At 61.9% G+C, this 16837-nt stretch carries 17 protein-coding genes and 1 tRNA gene; 10 read left to right on the top strand and 8 right to left on the bottom strand.

The window, feature by feature from the left end; genetic code table 11:
* The first annotated feature begins 90 nt into the window (after positions 1–90).
* Together AB7F11_RS01880 and AB7F11_RS01885 are read left to right on the top strand one after the other, a co-directional pair.
* A complete protein-coding gene (locus AB7F11_RS01880; RefSeq protein ID WP_428288337.1) occupies positions 91–735 on the top strand; it encodes an RNA pyrophosphohydrolase in 645 nt (214 codons plus the stop codon).
* Positions 732–1271: a CNP1-like family protein gene (locus AB7F11_RS01885; RefSeq protein WP_428288249.1), complete on the top strand. Its 540-nt coding sequence runs from the start codon at positions 732–734 to the stop codon at positions 1269–1271. Before AB7F11_RS01880 ends, AB7F11_RS01885 begins: the two co-directional genes overlap by 4 nt.
* Before the next feature lie 25 nt (positions 1272–1296).
* On the opposite strand, the gene proB is transcribed toward AB7F11_RS01885, so the two are convergent.
* From proB to rplU, 4 genes are all read right to left on the bottom strand, one after another.
* Complete coding sequence (gene proB / locus AB7F11_RS01890) at positions 1297–2430, bottom strand: glutamate 5-kinase (protein WP_428288336.1); 1134 nt, start codon at positions 2428–2430, stop codon at positions 1297–1299.
* A gap of 73 nt (positions 2431–2503) precedes the next feature.
* Positions 2504–3577 carry an Obg family GTPase CgtA gene (gene cgtA, locus AB7F11_RS01895; RefSeq protein ID WP_428288248.1) on the bottom strand — a complete coding sequence of 358 codons (1074 nt, stop codon included), beginning with the start codon at positions 3575–3577 and terminating at the stop codon, positions 2504–2506.
* Positions 3578–3717: 140 nt separating this feature from the next.
* Positions 3718–3975, bottom strand: coding sequence for a 50S ribosomal protein L27 (rpmA, locus tag AB7F11_RS01900; RefSeq protein WP_428288247.1), 258 nt, complete (start codon positions 3973–3975; stop codon positions 3718–3720).
* A 13-nt stretch (positions 3976–3988) separates the two neighbouring features.
* Positions 3989–4300, bottom strand: a complete 312-nt coding sequence (gene rplU / locus AB7F11_RS01905) for a 50S ribosomal protein L21 (protein WP_086122717.1) — start codon at positions 4298–4300, stop codon at positions 3989–3991.
* Positions 4301–4558: 258 nt separating this feature from the next.
* On the opposite strand from rplU, the gene AB7F11_RS01910 reads away from it, so the two are divergent.
* The 8 genes from AB7F11_RS01910 (at position 4559) to AB7F11_RS01945 (ending at position 11253) form a co-directional block, all read left to right on the top strand.
* Positions 4559–5488, top strand: a complete 930-nt coding sequence (locus tag AB7F11_RS01910; RefSeq protein ID WP_428288335.1) for a polyprenyl synthetase family protein — start codon at positions 4559–4561, stop codon at positions 5486–5488.
* A gap of 48 nt (positions 5489–5536) precedes the next feature.
* Positions 5537–5613 (top strand) — tRNA-Pro (locus AB7F11_RS01915).
* A gap of 173 nt (positions 5614–5786) precedes the next feature.
* Complete coding sequence (gene pilB, locus AB7F11_RS01920; protein WP_428288246.1) at positions 5787–7517, top strand: type IV-A pilus assembly ATPase PilB; 1731 nt, start codon at positions 5787–5789, stop codon at positions 7515–7517.
* Between the two features lie 31 nt (positions 7518–7548).
* The gene (locus tag AB7F11_RS01925; RefSeq protein ID WP_428288245.1) at positions 7549–8766 is read left to right on the top strand and encodes a type II secretion system F family protein; all 1218 of its coding nucleotides are present in this window, start codon (positions 7549–7551) and stop codon (positions 8764–8766) included.
* A complete protein-coding gene (locus tag AB7F11_RS01930; protein ID WP_428288244.1) occupies positions 8766–9629 on the top strand; it encodes a prepilin peptidase in 864 nt (287 codons plus the stop codon). Before AB7F11_RS01925 ends, AB7F11_RS01930 begins: the two co-directional genes overlap by 1 nt.
* Positions 9626–10243: a dephospho-CoA kinase gene (gene coaE, locus AB7F11_RS01935; protein ID WP_428288243.1), complete on the top strand. Its 618-nt coding sequence runs from the start codon at positions 9626–9628 to the stop codon at positions 10241–10243. Before AB7F11_RS01930 ends, coaE begins: the two co-directional genes overlap by 4 nt.
* A gap of 42 nt (positions 10244–10285) precedes the next feature.
* Positions 10286–11041: a cell division protein ZapD gene (gene zapD / locus AB7F11_RS01940; protein WP_428288242.1), complete on the top strand. Its 756-nt coding sequence runs from the start codon at positions 10286–10288 to the stop codon at positions 11039–11041.
* An 8-nt stretch (positions 11042–11049) separates the two neighbouring features.
* Positions 11050–11253: a DNA gyrase inhibitor YacG gene (locus AB7F11_RS01945; protein ID WP_428288241.1), complete on the top strand. Its 204-nt coding sequence runs from the start codon at positions 11050–11052 to the stop codon at positions 11251–11253.
* A 9-nt stretch (positions 11254–11262) separates the two neighbouring features.
* Here AB7F11_RS01945 and mutT read toward each other — a convergent pair whose 3' ends face one another.
* The 4 genes from mutT to secA all read right to left on the bottom strand — a co-directional run bounded on the left by mutT (position 11263) and on the right by secA (position 16746).
* On the bottom strand, positions 11263–11715 hold the full coding sequence (gene mutT, locus AB7F11_RS01950; protein WP_428299824.1) for an 8-oxo-dGTP diphosphatase MutT: 453 nt from the start codon (positions 11713–11715) through the stop codon (positions 11263–11265).
* 62 nt (positions 11716–11777) lie between these two features.
* Entirely contained in the window at positions 11778–12656 is an 879-nt protein-coding gene (locus AB7F11_RS01955) for an ATP-binding protein (RefSeq protein WP_428288240.1), read from the bottom strand.
* Between the two features lie 10 nt (positions 12657–12666).
* Entirely contained in the window at positions 12667–13914 is a 1248-nt protein-coding gene (gene argJ / locus AB7F11_RS01960) for a bifunctional glutamate N-acetyltransferase/amino-acid acetyltransferase ArgJ (RefSeq protein WP_428288239.1), read from the bottom strand.
* A gap of 72 nt (positions 13915–13986) precedes the next feature.
* Complete coding sequence (secA, locus tag AB7F11_RS01965; RefSeq protein WP_428288238.1) at positions 13987–16746, bottom strand: preprotein translocase subunit SecA; 2760 nt, start codon at positions 16744–16746, stop codon at positions 13987–13989.
* Positions 16747–16837: the final 91 nt, after the last annotated feature.

The raw sequence follows: 16837 nt of genomic DNA on the forward strand, positions 1-16837 counted from the left end.
ACGCTCCAGGGACGCAACGGGTGTGTGGTCACTTCGCAAGTCGCACTCAGCGATGCATAATGAACACAGTTTAAAAATTTGGGGTTGATTATGCTTGACAGAGAAGGCTTCAGGCCCAATGTCGGCATCATTCTGCTCAACCAGCGAAACCAGGTGTTCTGGGGCAAAAGGATCCGTTCCCACTCCTGGCAGTTTCCGCAAGGTGGCATCGACCGGGGAGAAACCCCCGAACAGGCGATGTACCGCGAACTGCATGAAGAAGTGGGACTCATGCCCGAACACGTGTGCATCGTCGCCCGCACGCGGGACTGGTTGCGCTATGAAGTGCCGGATCGCTTCATTCGCCGTGATGCACGCGGCCACTACAAGGGTCAGAAACAGATCTGGTACCTGCTTCGTTTGGTGGCGCAGGACTGGAACCTGAACCTGCGCGCCACGAGTCATCCCGAGTTCGATGCATGGCGATGGCACGACTACTGGGTTCCACTGGACGTGGTGGTGGAATTCAAACGTGGCGTCTACGAATTGGCGCTCACCGAGCTTTCTCGCTATCTTCCCAAGGCAGAGAATCGCAATCGCTACCTTCGCGGCGGTGTTCGTCACCGCGGGAACGACGAAGGCCTGTCCCCCATCGGCACGTCAGTCTCGCCCCATGGGCTGGAGCTGCCGCCCGGCGCCAGCTTTGACCCAGACCCGCAGAACGAGAGTCGTTCTGCGCATATCGAACCCAAATGACCATTCACCATTCGATGCTGCCGATCCGTGCCGCGACACTGGGTCGCGCCGCTCTCCTCGCTTTGACCTGCCTGGGCGCCGCAAACATCGCCACCGCCGCCGACGAAGAAGACCCTCCCTGGCAGGAGAAGGCCACCGCTGCGCCAAAGTCGTTCGACGTCGCCAAACTCCAGCACTTCACCGTAACGCCAGACTCTTCGCTGGTCTATGGCATTGATCCCGCGACCTTGACGGTGGGCGAGGACTGGGTGGTGAGGTATGTGATGGTGGCCCGCAGTTCCAGTGGCGCAATCAACGCGTTCTACGAAGGAATCCGTTGCCAGACGGCCGAGGTGAAGACCTATGCACGCTGGGACAACAACAGATCTGCTTGGCATACAGCCACCAGCGGCGAGTGGAAGGCTCTGGCAGCCAGCGGGCCGACAAGGCCTGCAACGGTCCTGGCCATGGAAGGCCTGTGCAACGGCAGGTCGGTCAACGGCAACCCACGAAAAATGCTGGCCACGTTGAAAACCGGCACATACCTGCACCGCTGAGCCGCCCTTCTGGACGGGCAGCCCTTTACGCCCGTGCAGCGAGCACCAGGTTGTCGCGGTGGATCATTTCCGGTTCGGCGGCATAGCCGAGCAGGCGTTCAAAATCGGCCGACGACTTGCGACAGATCAGGCGCGCTTCCGAACTGGCGTAATTGGCCAGACCGCGTGCCACCTCCTGACCTCGGCTGTCGTGAACAGCAATCACGTCGCCGCGAGAAAAGTCGCCTGAGACGGCCGTCATCCCGATGGGCAGCAGACTTTTGCCCTCGCCCACAATCTTGCCGACCGCACCGTCGTCCACCACCACGGCTCCGCGCAGTTGCAGGTGATCGGATATCCAGCGTTTGCGAGCCTGATTCTTGGCCGTTTGCGCAACAAGGCAGGTACCTATTGGTTCGCCGGCGACCAGGCGCAGCAGCACGCGAGGCTCGCGACCCCAGGCAATCACGGTGGAAGCCCCCGAGCCTGCAGCCCGCTTGGCCGCCAGAATCTTGGTGATCATGCCGCCCTTGCCGATGCCGCTGCCTGCGCCGCCAGCCATGGCTTCCAGCCGAGGGTCACCCGCACGCGCCACGTGCACGAACTCTGCTTGCGGATCCCGCCGGGGATCGGCGGTGTACAGGCCTTTTTGATCCGTCAGGATCACCAACACATCGGCTTCGACCAGATTGGCAACCAGCGCGCCGAGCGTGTCATTGTCGCCAAACTTGATCTCGTCATTGACCACGGTGTCGTTTTCGTTGATCACCGGCACCACGCCCAGTTGCAGCAGCGTGAGCAATGTGGAGCGGGCATTGAGATACCGCTCCCGATCGGCCAGATCGGCGTGCGTGAGCAGCACCTGCGCACTGCCTACACCACAAGCGCGCAACTTGCTTTCGTACATCTGTACCAGGCCCATCTGTCCCACCGCAGCGGCGGCCTGCAGCTCATTGACCTCACGAGGACGCACGCTCCAGCCCAGTCGCTTCATGCCTTCGGCAATCGCCCCACTGCTCACCATGATGACCTCGCGCCCTTGTTGGACGAGCGCAGCGAGCTGCTCGCTCCATTGGCCGATGGCTTCTTCGTCCAGGCCTCGGCCCTCATTGGTGACGAGGCTGGAGCCCACCTTGACCACGATGCGGCGCGCCGACTGAAAGACGGCGGCGGGCGTCATTCCGTGAACGTTCATCGAGACGTCAGGATGCTGCATGTTCAGGGCAAGTTCCATGGGGTCAAGAGAGCCGGGATCAAGGGGCTTCGGGCGCATCGACAAAACGCGGGTCGATATCAACGGGAGGCAGCGAATCGGTATGCACCTTGGCGATGTGTTGGTAGACCTTCTGCACCAGCATTTCGCACCCCTCGCGCGTCAGGGCCGAGATCTCAAACACAGGACCTTTGTACTTGAGGCGTTTGACGATGCCCTGGATGCGCTTCTCACGTTCTTCGGCTGGCAACATGTCGACCTTGTTGAGCACCAGCCAGCGCGGTTTGTCATACAAGGCCTGGTCAAACTTCTTCAACTCGGCCACGATTGCCTTGGCCTGCGCCACGGGGTCCACACCCTCATCAAAGGGAGCGACATCGACCAGATGCAACAGCAGGCGCGTGCGCTGCAAGTGTCGCAGGAACTGATGGCCAAGTCCGGCACCTTCCGACGCGCCTTCGATCAACCCCGGCACGTCGGCCACCACAAAGCTCTTCTCTGCCGCCACTCGAACGACACCCAGATTGGGGTGCAATGTGGTGAAAGGATAGTCGGCAATTTTTGGGCGCGCGTTGGAGATTGCGGAGATCAACGTCGACTTGCCCGCATTGGGCATGCCGAGCAGGCCCACGTCGGCCAACACCTTCAGTTCCAGCTTCAGGCTTCGCTTCTCGCCAGGCCAGCCTGGCGTTTTCTGTCTTGGAGCCCGATTGGTCGAGCTCTTGTAGTGCATGTTGCCAAAGCCGCCGTCTCCGCCTTTGGCGATCGTCACCTGCTCGCCCGGCTGGAGCAATTCATGCAACACCTCACCCGTCTCGGCATCGGCAATGATGGTTCCGACCGGCATCTTCAGAACAATGTCATCGCCCTTGACGCCGAACATGTCCGAGCCTTTGCCGTGTTCGCCCCTGTGCGCCTCGAAGCGGCGCGTGAAGCGGAAATCGACCAGCGTGTTCAGGCTGGCATCGGCCAGCGCGTACACATGACCGCCGCGACCGCCATCGCCCCCGTCTGGCCCACCGAACTCCTTGTACTTTTCGTGTCGGAACGAGGCGCAGCCATTGCCGCCATCGCCGGCTGCGACATCGATCGTGGCTTCATCCACAAATTTCATGACACGCTTTCCAGTAAAGAATAGGGATCCAGGGAACCAAAACAAAAAGCCCGCACGGGCGGGCCTTCTGCATTCGACACATCACCTGTGCCCAGCAGGCTGCCCGGATTTTGCAATCGGGGCCCGCCTGCGGCAACCGGTCAGACCGGGGTGATGCTGACGACGTGGCGGTTCAATTCGCCCTTGACAGCAAACGTCACGTGACCATCCGCCGTCGCGAAGATGGTGTGATCCTTGCCCAGGCCCACATTGAGACCCGGGTGGAACTTGGTGCCGCGCTGGCGCACGATGATGGAGCCAGCCGTCACCAGTTCGCCGCCGAATGCCTTCACGCCAAGCATTTTTGGCTTGGAATCGCGCCCGTTTCGCGTTGAGCCGCCGCCTTTTTTCTGTGCCATGTTGACTTACTCCTCAGGCTGCGATCGACGAGACCTGCAGTTCGGTGAAATTCTGACGGTGACCTTGGCGCTTCTGGTAGTGCTTGCGGCGGCGCATCTTGAAGATGTGCACCTTGTCATGCCTGCCATGGGCCAACACCGTGACCGTGACCGTTGCGCCGGAAACCAAGGGAGTGCCAACCTTGATCTCGGTGCCGTTGCCGACAGCAAGAACCTGGTCAAACACGATCTCTTGGCCCACATCCGCAGCAATCTGTTCTACTTTGATTTTTTCGCCAGCAGCAACACGATACTGTTTGCCGCCGGTTTTTATGACCGCGTACATATGAACCTCTTGTAAAAATTCCACGAATGGAAGTCCAGCAGACCAAATTCCGCTGAACCTGGGATTTTAGCATGCCCCATTCAAAATACATAGGCCATCTGTCCGGCCCGGCGCGGACTGCCCCGGGAGCAGGATTCCAGCGTGGCCCCATCGCACTTTCTATAATGCGGGAAAAGCCGACGTGGCGCACCCACGAGCGACCTCATCTTGACGACATCCCCCCCCTCCCAAACGCTTCTTGAACTGATTCAGCCCGACATGGTGCAAGTGGACCGGGTCATCAGCGAGCGGCTGACCACCGAGGTACCACTGGTCCGGGAGATTGCCCAGTACATCATCTCGGCTGGAGGCAAGCGCCTTCGGCCTGCCCTGCTGCTCCTGATGAGTGGAGCCATCGGCAGCCAGCATCCGATGCGCCATACCCTGGCAGCCGTGGTGGAGTTCATTCACACCGCCACCTTGCTGCACGATGACGTGGTAGACGAATCCACCCTGCGCCGCGGCCGGGAGACGGCCAACGAACGGTTCGGCAATGCAGCCAGTGTGCTGGTGGGCGACTTCCTGTACTCGCGGGCGTTCCAGATGATGGTCGACGTCAGCGACATGCGAGTGATGCAGGTGTTGTCTGATGCCACCAATGTGATCGCCGAAGGCGAGGTGCTGCAACTCGTCAACATGCACGATGCATCCATCGACGAAAGCGCCTATCTGCGCGTCATCCGCTCAAAGACCGCCAAGCTGTTCGAGGCAAGCGCCCGGCTCGCTCCCATTCTTGCAGGCTCGGACGAACACACCGAGGCGATGTGCGCTCAATACGGACAGGCGCTGGGAACCGCCTTTCAAGTGATTGACGACGTTCTGGATTACGAGGGCAGCCCTGCCGAACTGGGCAAAAACCTCGGCGATGACCTGCGGGAGGGCAAGGTGACACTGCCGATCATCTGCGCACTTCGCTCAGGGTCGGAGAACCAGAAAAGCCTGATCCGCCAGGCCATCGAACAGGGCGATGTGGCGCACCTGGACGCCATTCGCGACATCATCCTGAAGACCGGCGCTCTCGACGCAGCGAGGGCCAGCGCGCACGCCGAGGCCAACCGCGCCATCCAGGCGGCGCGACAACTGCCGGTCAATGCGCACAGCGAGGCTTTGCTACAATTGGCGGCTGGTCTTCTGGGGCGTCGCTCCTGAAACCAGGGACGGCTGCAAGGCCGTGGACTGGTCGGTTGAAAGACCCATCGGGGTGTAGCTTAGCCTGGTAGAGCGCTACGTTCGGGACGTAGAGGCCGGAGGTTCGAATCCTCTCACCCCGACCACCTGCCTTATGCCCAGCGTGGGCCGACATGAGCAGCCCAATGGCGAGCCTGGGCCGACGACCGGCAAGCACGCAACCTCGATACAACGCCAAATGCGGCATAAACCGCATTTTCAGCACAAGTTGCCTCAATATCGACGGGCAAGTCCTTGATTTACGCTAGATTACGGGCTTATGGCGTCTGTCGAATCCGTCGTCCAAGATACTCCTTCCATGGCCTTGCCAGGCCTTGGACGTGCGCTCGTGTCTGCCGGAAAGCTCGGGCAGAAAGCAGCCGAGGATCTGTATCGAAAGGCCCAGAGCGGGCGCACCAGCTTCATCGCCGAACTCACGGGTTCAGGCGCTGTGTCGGCGTCGGATCTTGCGCACACCATGTCGGTGGCCTTTGCAGCGCCTTTGCTGGACCTCGATGCGATCGACGTTCAAAGGCTTCCTGCGGGCTTGCTGGATCCCAGGATCTGCGCTGACTACCGCATCGTTGTCCTGAGCAAGCGCAACAACCGGCTGATGGTCGCGACCGCCGACCCGGCCGATCAGCAGGCCGCGGAAAAAATCAAGTTCGCCACGCAGATGGGCGTGGACTGGGTGATTGCCGAGTACGACAAACTCAGCAAACTGGTGGAAACACAGACCACCAGCGTCAACGACACGATGGACAACATCATCGGTGGCGAATTCGAGTTCGACGAAGTGGCCACCGACGCGGTGAGCGATGTGACCGACAAGGCGTCGGAAGTCGACGATGCGCCAGTGGTCAAGTTCTTGCACAAGATGCTGATCGACGCGTTCAACATGCGCGCGTCCGACCTGCACTTCGAGCCCTACGAACACAACTACCGTGTCCGGTTCCGCGTTGACGGTGAATTGCGCGAAATCGCAGCACCTCCCATTGCCATCAAGGACAAGCTCGCGTCCCGCATCAAGGTCATCTCCCGGATGGACATCTCCGAGAAGCGAGTGCCGCAGGACGGCCGGATGAAGCTCAAGATCGGCCCCGACCGGGTGATTGATTTCCGAGTCAGCACCTTGCCCACGCTCTTCGGGGAAAAGATCGTGATCCGGATCCTGGATCCGAGCAGCGCCAAGGTGGGCATTGATGCGCTGGGCTATGAGCCAGAAGAAAAGGAACGCCTGATGAGCGCCATCAGCCGTCCTTACGGCATGGTGCTGGTCACAGGCCCGACAGGCTCTGGCAAGACCGTCTCGCTCTACACGTGTCTGAACATCCTGAACAAGCCAGGCATCAACATTTCCACTGCCGAAGATCCGTCGGAAATCAACCTGCCCGGCGTGAATCAGGTCAATGTGAACGAGAAGGCCGGGCTCACCTTTGCTGCAGCGCTCAAGGCTTTCCTGCGGCAGGATCCGGACGTGATCATGGTGGGCGAGATCCGCGACCTGGAAACGGCCGACATCTCCATCAAGGCAGCGCAAACGGGCCACATGGTGCTGTCCACCCTGCACACCAACGATGCGCCGACCACGCTCACGCGAATGATGAACATGGGCATACCCACGTTCAACATTGCGTCCAGCGTCATCCTGATCACCGCGCAGCGTCTCGCTCGTCGCCTTTGCGCCACCTGCAAGGCGCCACTGGACGTGCCGCGCAAAGCGTTGGTGGATGCGGGTTTCAAGCCTGAAGACCTCGATGGCACCTGGACGCCCTACCGGCCTGTGGGCTGCTCGGCCTGCAACAACGGCTACAAGGGCCGCGTCGGTATCTACCAGGTCATGCCCATCAGCGAAGAGATCCAACGCATCATCCTGCGCGGTGGCAGCGCGCTGGACATCGCCCAACAAGCCAGCAAGGAAGGGGTCCGTACGCTTCGCGAGTCGGGCCTTCTCAAAGTCAAGCTCGGCATGACTTCGCTGGAAGAAGTGCTCAGCGTGACCAACGAGTGACGCCAGCCGGACACTAGCCTCAGAGGACCCCATGGCAACCGCAGTATCCAAGAGCATCAAGGACATCGTCTTCGAGTGGGAAGGCAAAGACCGCAACGGCAAGACAGTTCGTGGAGAAACTCGCGCCTCTGGTGAGAACCAGGTGCTCGCGGCGTTGCGGCGCCAAGGCATTGTGCCGGGCAAAGTGAAGAAGCGTCGCACGAGTTCCGGCAAGCGCATCAAGCCCAAAGACATCGCGATCTTCACGCGTCAGCTCGCCACCATGATGAAGGCCGGCGTGCCGCTCCTGCAGGCTTTCGACATCGTCGGCCGGGGCAACCCCAACCCGAGCGTGACCAAGCTGCTCAACGACATCCGCGCAGACGTCGAGACGGGAACCTCGCTCAGTGCGGCCTTTCGCAAGAACCCGCTGTACTTCGACAGCCTCTATTGCAACCTCGTCGAGGCCGGAGAAGCAGCCGGTATTCTGGAGGAGTTGCTGGACCGTCTGGCGACCTACATGGAGAAAACCGAGGCGCTCAAGTCGAAGATCAAGTCGGCTCTGATGTACCCGATCGCGGTGGTCATCGTGGCTTTCGTGGTCGTGGCCGTGATCATGATCTTCGTGATTCCTTCGTTCAAGGAGGTGTTCACCTCCTTTGGCGCCGACCTGCCGGGTCCAACCTTGTTCGTGATCGCCATGAGCGAGTTTTTCACGGAGTATTGGTGGCTGATTTTCGGCGGGCTCGGAGGTGGCGCGTATTTCTTCATGCAGGCCTGGAAGCGAAATGAGAAGGTTCAGCGTTTCATGGACCGCCTGTTGCTCAAGCTGCCTATCTTCGGCCCGCTGATTGAAAAATCCGTGGTTGCTCGCTGGACGCGCACCCTCTCGACGATGTTCGCTGCTGGCGTCCCGCTGGTGGAGGCGCTCGACTCGGTGGGAGGCGCCTCCGGCAATTCCCTGTATGCCATTGCCACGGAGAGAATCCAGCAGGAAGTGTCTACCGGAACAAGCCTGACCAACGCGATGACGAACGCCAACATCTTCCCCTCCATGGTGCTTCAGATGTGCGCCATTGGCGAGGAGTCGGGCTCCATCGACCACATGCTGGGCAAAGCGGCCGATTTCTACGAGGCCGAAGTCGATGATATGGTGGCCGGCATTTCCAGCCTCATGGAGCCCATCATCATCGTCGTACTGGGTACCGTCATCGGCGGCATCGTGGTCTCGATGTACCTCCCCATCTTCAAGCTGGGCCAGGTGGTTTGATGCTCGCGGGAGGGGCGCCCGCGGCGGCGCTGCTGGGCCTGCTGGGCTTGCTGGTGGGCAGTTTTCTGAACGTGGTGATCCATCGGTTGCCTCGAATGATGGAGGCACGCTGGGCCGCAGATTGCGCCGAACTGCATTCCGCTGAAGCTGCGCCGGCGCCGGCGCCTGCACCGTCTACCGAGCCCTACAACCTCATGGTGCCTCGCTCGCGCTGTCCACATTGCGGTCACTGCATCCGGTGGTTCGAGAACATCCCGGTGCTCAGCTACCTCGCGCTCGGCGCCAAGTGCAGCCAATGCAAGTCGCCCATCGGTTTTCGGTATCCGGCGATCGAGCTGATCAGTGCCGCCCTGTTCGCTTGGTGCGGCTGGTATTGGGGTGCCAGTTGGTCTGCACTGGCCTGGTGCGGGTTTTCCGCTGCTGTGTTGGCTCTGGCTTTCATCGACTGGGACACCACGCTGCTGCCCGACGACATCACCCTGCCGCTGGTATGGGCAGGCCTCTGTGGCGCGGCACTGGGCCTGACGGGCATACCGCTGGCCAGCGCTCTCTGGGGTGCGGTGACTGGCTACCTTTCGCTTTGGCTGGTCTACTGGGGCTTCAAGCTGTTGACCGGCAAGGAAGGCATGGGCTATGGCGACTTCAAGCTCTTCGCTGCCTTCGGTGCCTGGTTCGGCTGGCAGGCGCTGTTGCCTGTGATTCTGATGGCTTCGGTGCTGGGTGCGGTGGTCGGCATCGGCATCAAACTCCTGGGGCGGCTGCGCGAAGGTGGCTACGTTCCTTTTGGTCCCTTCCTCGCACTGGCGGGCCTCACAACCATGGTGCTTGGACCCTCGGCCATGCTGGCCGCCGTCGGCCTGTGAATGCTCTGCAGCGCACCGGTCCCGCGTGGCGACTGGGCCTCACTGGTGGCATCGGCAGTGGCAAGAGCACGTTGGCGCGGCTGCTGCAATCGCACGGCGCCGGCATGATCGATGCCGACGCCATCTCGCGCGAGAGCACGTCCGCCTCTGGCGCAGCAATTCCAGCGATCGCCCGGGCGTTCGGTCCAGAGTTCATCCAGCCCGACGGCGCTCTTGACCGCCAGCGCATGCGCGATCACGTGTTCGCTCACCCCGAGGCACGCCATGCACTGGAGCGCATCGTGCATCCACTGGTGAGCGCGGAGATTCAGCGCCAGGCCGCGGCGTGCTCTTCGCCCTGCATCGTGTTCGACGTCCCTTTGCTGGTGGAATCGCCGCATTGGCGTCCCCAGCTCGATCGCGTACTGGTGGTGGACTGCTCGCCAGCGACGCAGATTCGGCGCGTGCAACAGCGCAACGGCTGGCCACTGGAAACCATTGAAGCCGTCATGCAAAGCCAATGCCCTCGGTTGAAGCGGCTCAAGGCTGCCGATGCGGTGGTGTACAACGACACCGACGATATGACCGACCTGCAAGCAGCGGCAGAGGCGCTGGCCCGTCGGTTCGGGCTATGATGAAGCTCCGCCCGCCGCTCCACCCCGCGCCTATTCGCCGCTGTGATCCTGTACGACTACCCCTTCAACGAACGCATCCGCACCTATCTGCGGCTTGAGCAGCTGTTCAGGCGTCTGGTGGAACTGGTGCCCCGCACCCACCCGCTCGACCATCATTACGCCCTCCAGACCATTTTTGAGATCATGGATGTCGCTGCGCGCGCTGACATGAAGTCGGACGTGCTCAAGGACATCGACCGGCACAAGCAGCAACTCGCGGGGTACCGCGGCAACCCGATGATCGCCGAGGAAGTGCTTGACGGTGTGATCCAGCAACTCGACGATTGCTTCACCCAGCTCAGCCAGCTCGCCGGCAAGACAGGTCAGTCGCTGACCGAGAACGACTGGCTGATGAGCATTCGCAGCCGCATCGGCATCCCGGGCGGTACCTGCGAGTTCGATCTGCCCGCTTACTACCACTGGCAGCACCAGAGCGTCGAGGCTCGACAGGCAGATCTGCACCGCTGGACCGTGCCCCTCTCGCCCCTGGCAGAGGCCATCGTGCTGTTGCTCAAGATGCTGCGCGACTCGGGCTCGGCTCAGAAGGTGGTGGCGCCAGGTGGCCTGTTCCAGCTCACCCTGCCCCAAGGACGCACGTTCCAGCTGCTGCGGCTGCGCATCGACCCCTCGCTCGGCCTGATTCCAGAGATCAGCGGCAATCGCCTCATGCTTTCGGTGCGCCTGATGCGACATGGAGACGATGACCGGCTTCACTCGGCGCAGGAAGATGCGGCGTTCGAACTGACCCTCTGCGCCTGAGGTCAGCCATGGACTCGAGTGCGACCGGCACCCCGATGAAGACCGTGAAATGCCCCGGATGCGGTGGCCCCAGTGTCTATGCTCCGCAGAATCTCTATCGGCCCTTCTGCAGCGAGCGTTGCAAGCAGATGGACCTCGGTGCGTGGGCCAGCGAGAGCTTCAAGCTGCCAGAAAAGGAAGGCCAGAGCGATCCCGGATTCGAGCAGAGCTGACGCAGTGCTTCATGCAGGCGATTCGACCGCCAGCCACTCCAGCACCGGCACCGTACCCGGCAACACGGGCGCACACCGCACGGGAAGGTGTTCCCACACAAACTGCTGCCCCTCGCGCATTTGCAGTTCACCCGTCCATTCGTGAACCTTGCAGAAATGCAGGCGCACGAGGGCATGCGGGTAGTCCACCAGCGATTCACGCCAGAGCTGCGCGCGGCCGATGGTCACTCCGATCTCTTCCTGGAGCTCCCGGCGCAGCGCCTGCTCCACCGTTTCTCCCGCCTCCAGCTTGCCACCCGGAAACTCCCAATAGCCAGCGTACACCTTGCCAGAGGGACGGCTCGTGAGAAGAAAGGCGCCTGCGTCATTGATCAGCACGCCCACGGCCACATCGACCTCCGCACGGTCGTTCGGCCGTGGATGATCGCGGTCCGGATCGACCACAAGCGTAGGCCCGCGCAAAGACGTGCCTTCGCCCCCCGGGCTGCGGTGTGAGCTAGCCTGGGGGCGACCCGGCGCGGCGCTCATGCACCCCGACCGTGGGTACCCGCATAGTCGCGGGCAAACTGGTAGGCCACACGTCCACTGCGCGACCCGCGCTCCAGCGCCCACACCAGTGCCTGAGGGCGCGCAGCTTCAATCTCGGCGCTGGCCACGCCCAGGGACGAAAGCCACTGCGCCACGATGGTGAGGTACTCGTCCTGGCTGAAGGGGTAGAAGCTCACCCACAGACCGAAGCGTTCGGAGAGAGAGATCTTTTCCTCCACCACCTCACCTGGATGCACCTCACCCTCGGGCGTGTGGGTGTAGGTAAGGTTTTCCTTCATGTACTCGGGCAGCAGGTGGCGGCGGTTGCTGGTGGCATAAATCAGCACGTTGGGACTGGCGGCAGACACCGAGCCATCCAGGATGGATTTGAGCGCCTTGTAACCGGGCTCGCCGTCTTCGAAGCTCAAGTCGTCGCAGAACACGATGAAGCGCTCTTGTCGATCGGCCACCACGTCCACGATGTCAGGGAGATCCACCAGATCGGACTTGTCGACTTCGATGAGCCGCAATCCCTGAGGCGCATATTCGTTGAGGCAAGCCCGCACCAGCGAGGACTTGCCGGTACCGCGCGCGCCGGTGAGCAACACGTTGTTGGCCGGCAAACGCTTCACGAACTGTTCGGTGTTGCGCCGGATCTTCTCCTTCTGGCCATCCACCTCCTTGAGATCGGCCAGGTCCATCGCCCCCACATGGCGCACCGGCTCCAGCACGCCATGGCCACTGCTGCGCTTGCGGTAGCGCCAGGCCACCGCCTGCGACCAGTCTGGTGCAGATAGAGGTTGGGGCAACACCGCCTCAATGCGCGAGATGAGTTGCTCGGCTCGCTTCAGCAGGTGCTCGAAATGCTCGTTCATGGCGTGCGCATCAGGATCGATAGTCCGCGTTGATGGTGACGTAGTCGTGGCTGAAGTCGCAGGTCCACACGGTCTCAGTGACATGGCCACGGCCCAGACCGATTCGCACCAGGATCTCGGCCTGTTTCATGACACGCTGCCCATCTTCCTCGCGGTACTCCGGGTGGCGTCCGCCCGCGCTCACCACATGCACATCGCCCAGATGCAGATCGATCGTGTTGACGTCCAGATCGTCGATGCCCGCGTACCCTACGGCCGCCAGAATGCGCCCCAGATTGGGGTCGCTGGCGAAGAAGGCGGTCTTGACCAAAGGCGAATGCGCCACCGCGTAGGCAGCCTTGAGGCACTCCGCGGCATCGCGTCCACCTTCGACCCGGATGGTGATGAACTTCGTGGCACCTTCGCCATCGCGCACGATGGCGTGCGCCAGCAGCTGCGCCACTGGCGTGAGCGCGGCGAGCAGCGCCCGACCTGCAGCACTGTCGAGGTCGGTAACGGGTGCGTGGCCCGCACGTCCCGTGGCCACCACCACGAAGGAATCGTTGGTGCTGGTGTCACCATCGACCGTGACGCGGTTGAAGGAGGCGTCGGCCAAGCGACGCGTCAGGTCGTTCATCAGGGCAGGCGACACGTTGGCATCCGTGGCGAGAAAGCCCAGCATGGTGGCCATGTTGGGCCGAATCATGCCTGCACCCTTGGCAATGCCCGTTGCACAGACGTTGTGACCATCGAGCTCAAAGCGCTGGCTGTACGCCTTGGGCAAGGTGTCGGTGGTCATGATGCCCTGAGCGGCCGAAAGCCACTGCTCGCCCGTCTCGTTCTGCGTTTGGGCGGCATCGGCCAGGGCCTGGGGCAGGCCGGCGAGCAGGCGATCCAACGGCAGCGGCTCCATGATCACACCGGTGGAAAAGGGCAGCACCTGCTCATGGTGAAGTCCCAGCGATCGCGCCAGCGCCGTGCAGGTCTGGCGCGCCGCAGCCAGCCCTGGTTCACCCGTGCCCGCGTTGGCATTGCCGGTGTTGATCACCATCGCACGAATCGCCTGGCCCGAGGCCAAGTGATCGCGGCACACCTGGACCGGCGCGGCGGCATACCGGTTGCGCGTGAACACCGCGCCTACAGCACAGCCTTCGTCGAGCAAAAAGACCGTGAGGTCCCTGCGCCCGACCTTGCGGATGCCCGCCTGGGTGACACCTATGCGCACACCTGCAATGGGCAGCAGGTCGGAAGCCGTAGGTGTTTCAAGAAGAACCGGCATGAATACTCCGTCTGTGGAAACTGGGTGTCTCTCGCTCGACCGAAGCTCTCGCGAGCGCGCCTTAACCTCGCCTCAGTCCAGCTTGCCGTGGCAGTGCTTGAACTTCTTGCCACTGCCGCAAGGGCAGGGGTCGTTGCGCCCAACCCGGGGCATCGCTCCAGTGGCACGCGCGCCGCTGGCAGAGGGCGCCTGCGCTACGCTCTCCACCTCACCCGTTTCGGTGGGGGCGGTGTAGGTCACGTTGCCGATCTGCTCGGCACGCTCCTCGAGCTTCTCCGCCGCCTCGGCCATCTGCTCGGCCGATTGCACGCGCACGTTCATCAGGATGCGTGTCACGTCGTTCTTCACACTGTCAAGCAACTGGCCGAACAACACGAAGGCTTCGCGCTTGTACTCCTGTTTGGGTTGCTTCTGCGCGTAGCCCCGCAAGTGGATGCCTTGGCGCAAGTAGTCCAGCGCCGAGAGATGTTCGCGCCACTGGCTGTCGATGTTCTGCAGCAGCACCACGCGCTCGAACTGGGTGAAATTCTCCTCTCCCACGAGCTGCACCTTGGTGTCAAACGCCGTTTTGGCGGCAGCGAGCACACGCTCGACGATCTCCTCCACGTCAATCGCTTCGGCATCGGACACCCAGGTGGTCACTGGCGCGTCCACCGCCCAATCCTCTTTCAACGTCCGCTCCAGCGCGGGAAGATCCCATTGCTCTTCCACGCTGCCTTCGGGCACGTGCTGATGCACGAGGTCGGTGAAGCAGCCATCGCGCAGCGAGTCGATCTGCGCGCGCAGCGAGCTGGCATCCAGGATGTCGTTGCGCTGCTGGTAGATGACCTTGCGCTGATCGTTGGAGACGTCGTCGTATTCCAGCAGCTGTTTGCGAATGTCAAAGTTGCGCGCCTCGACCTTGCGTTGGGCACTTTCAATGCTGCGAGTGACGATGCCAGCCTCGATGGCCTCGCCCTCGGGCATCTTGAGCCGGTCCATGATGGCTCGTACGCGGTCGCCGGCGAAGATGCGCATCAGCGAATCGTCCAGGCTGAGGTAGAAGCGCGAAGAACCGGGATCACCCTGGCGGCCAGAGCGGCCACGCAACTGATTGTCGATGCGGCGTGACTCGTGGCGTTCGGTGGCGATGATGCGCAGGCCTCCGAGCGCTTTGACCTTTTCGTGATCCTGCTGCCACTGGGAACGCAGGCTTTCGATGCGGTTCGCCTTGGAGGCATCAACGAGCGCCGGGTCATTCTGCACTGCATCGACCATCTTTTCCAGGTTGCCACCAAGCACGATGTCGGTGCCGCGGCCGGCCATGTTGGTGGCGATGGTGATCGCCCCAGGGCGGCCGGCCTGGATGATGATGTCTGCCTCGCGGGCGTGCTGTTTGGCGTTGAGCACTTCATGGGGAAGTTTCTCGGCCTGCAGCAGGTTGGCGATGATTTCGGAGTTCTCGATCGACGACGTGCCCACCAAGACTGGCTGGCCGCGCTCGTGGCATTCACGGATGTCCTCGATGGCCGCGACGTACTTTTCCTTGGTGGTCTTGTACACGCGGTCGAGTTGATCGCTGCGCTTGCTGGGCCGGTTCGGCGGGATCACCACCGTCTCCAGGCCGTAGATTTCCTGGAACTCGTAGGCCTCGGTGTCGGCCGTTCCGGTCATGCCCGCCAGCTTGCCGTAGAGACGGAAGTAGTTCTGGAAGGTGATGGAGGCCAGCGTCTGGTTCTCCGGCTGGATCGCCACACCTTCCTTGGCTTCAACGGCCTGGTGCAGGCCATCGCTCCAGCGGCGGCCCGACATGAGCCGTCCGGTGAACTCGTCGACGATCACGATCTCGCCACCCTGGTTCACGTAGTGCTGGTCGCGGTGATAGAGGTGGTGTGCCTTGAGCGAAGTCACCAGATGGTGCAGCAGCGCGATATTGGCGGGATCGTAGAGCGAGGCGCCTTCAGGCAGCAGACCGGCCTGACTCAGCAGACGCTCGGCATTCTCATGACCTTGTTCGGTCATGTGGATGGAGTGCGCCTTCTCGTCCACCGTGAAATCGCCGGGCTTGATGACACCTTCACCGGTGCGAGGATCGGCCTCGCCTTCCTGGCGAACAAGGTGAGGCACCAGTTGCTTGATGGCGAGGTAGACCTGGGTCTGGTCCTCAGCCTGTCCGCTGATGATCAGCGGTGTGCGAGCCTCGTCGATCAGGATCGAGTCCACTTCGTCGACGATGGCGTAGTTCAGGCCGCGTTGCACGCGGTCGACCGACTCGTACACCATGTTGTCGCGCAGGTAGTCGAAGCCGTACTCGTTGTTGGTACCGTACGTGATGTCACAACGGTAGGCTGCCTGCTTTTCGTCGCGCGGCGCCTGCGGCAGGTTGATGCCGACGGTGAGGCCGAGGAAGCTGTAGAGCCGACCCATCCACTGCGCGTCGCGGCTGGCCAGGTAATCGTTGACCGTGACCACATGAACGCCCTTGCCCGTCAAAGCATTCAGGTAGACCGGCAGCGTGGCGGTCAGCGTCTTGCCTTCGCCTGTGCGCATCTCGGCAACCTTGCCATGGTGCAAAGCCAGACCACCGACGAGCTGCACGTCGAAATGACGCATCTTCATCACCCGTTTGCTTGCCTCGCGCACGACCGCAAAGGCCTCGGGCAGGATGGCTTCGAGCGCCTCGCCCTGGCTTAGGCGCTGCTTGAAAGCATCCGTCTGGGCACGCAGTTCATCGTCGTTCAGCTTCTCGTACTTCGGCTCCAGCGCATTGATGCGTTCGACCGTCTTGCGGTAGGTCTTGAGCAGGCGGTCATTGCGGCTACCGAAGATCTTGGTGAGAAAGGTTGTGGCCATACGTGCGGGCCTGCGCCGGGTACCCTCGCGGATTCCGGGCAGACAGATGAATTGAGGAGGGCTCTTGCAAGCCCGAGCGAACCAGGGAAGA

The organism is Hydrogenophaga sp., assembly GCF_050250835.1.
In the GTDB taxonomy this organism is placed as follows: domain Bacteria; phylum Pseudomonadota; class Gammaproteobacteria; order Burkholderiales; family Burkholderiaceae_C; genus Hydrogenophaga.

What these genes read in the sequence shown, in the direction of transcription:
- AB7F11_RS01880 (WP_428288337.1), top strand. Translation starts at nt 91, where the DNA reads ATGCTTGACAGAGAAGGCTTCAGGCCCAATGTCGGCATCATTCTGCTC.
- AB7F11_RS01885 (WP_428288249.1), top strand. Translation starts at nt 732, where the DNA reads ATGACCATTCACCATTCGATGCTGCCGATCCGTGCCGCGACACTGGGT.
- proB (WP_428288336.1), bottom strand. Translation starts at nt 2,430, where the DNA reads ATGACGCCCGCCGCCGTCTTTCAGTCGGCGCGCCGCATCGTGGTCAAG.
- cgtA (WP_428288248.1), bottom strand. Translation starts at nt 3,577, where the DNA reads ATGAAATTTGTGGATGAAGCCACGATCGATGTCGCAGCCGGCGATGGC.
- rpmA (WP_428288247.1), bottom strand. Translation starts at nt 3,975, where the DNA reads ATGGCACAGAAAAAAGGCGGCGGCTCAACGCGAAACGGGCGCGATTCC.
- rplU (WP_086122717.1), bottom strand. Translation starts at nt 4,300, where the DNA reads ATGTACGCGGTCATAAAAACCGGCGGCAAACAGTATCGTGTTGCTGCT.
- AB7F11_RS01910 (WP_428288335.1), top strand. Translation starts at nt 4,559, where the DNA reads ATGGTGCAAGTGGACCGGGTCATCAGCGAGCGGCTGACCACCGAGGTA.
- pilB (WP_428288246.1), top strand. Translation starts at nt 5,787, where the DNA reads ATGGCGTCTGTCGAATCCGTCGTCCAAGATACTCCTTCCATGGCCTTG.
- AB7F11_RS01925 (WP_428288245.1), top strand. Translation starts at nt 7,549, where the DNA reads ATGGCAACCGCAGTATCCAAGAGCATCAAGGACATCGTCTTCGAGTGG.
- AB7F11_RS01930 (WP_428288244.1), top strand. Translation starts at nt 8,766, where the DNA reads ATGCTCGCGGGAGGGGCGCCCGCGGCGGCGCTGCTGGGCCTGCTGGGC.
- AB7F11_RS01945 (WP_428288241.1), top strand. Translation starts at nt 11,050, where the DNA reads ATGGACTCGAGTGCGACCGGCACCCCGATGAAGACCGTGAAATGCCCC.
- AB7F11_RS01955 (WP_428288240.1), bottom strand. Translation starts at nt 12,656, where the DNA reads ATGAACGAGCATTTCGAGCACCTGCTGAAGCGAGCCGAGCAACTCATC.
- argJ (WP_428288239.1), bottom strand. Translation starts at nt 13,914, where the DNA reads ATGCCGGTTCTTCTTGAAACACCTACGGCTTCCGACCTGCTGCCCATT.
- secA (WP_428288238.1), bottom strand. Translation starts at nt 16,746, where the DNA reads ATGGCCACAACCTTTCTCACCAAGATCTTCGGTAGCCGCAATGACCGC.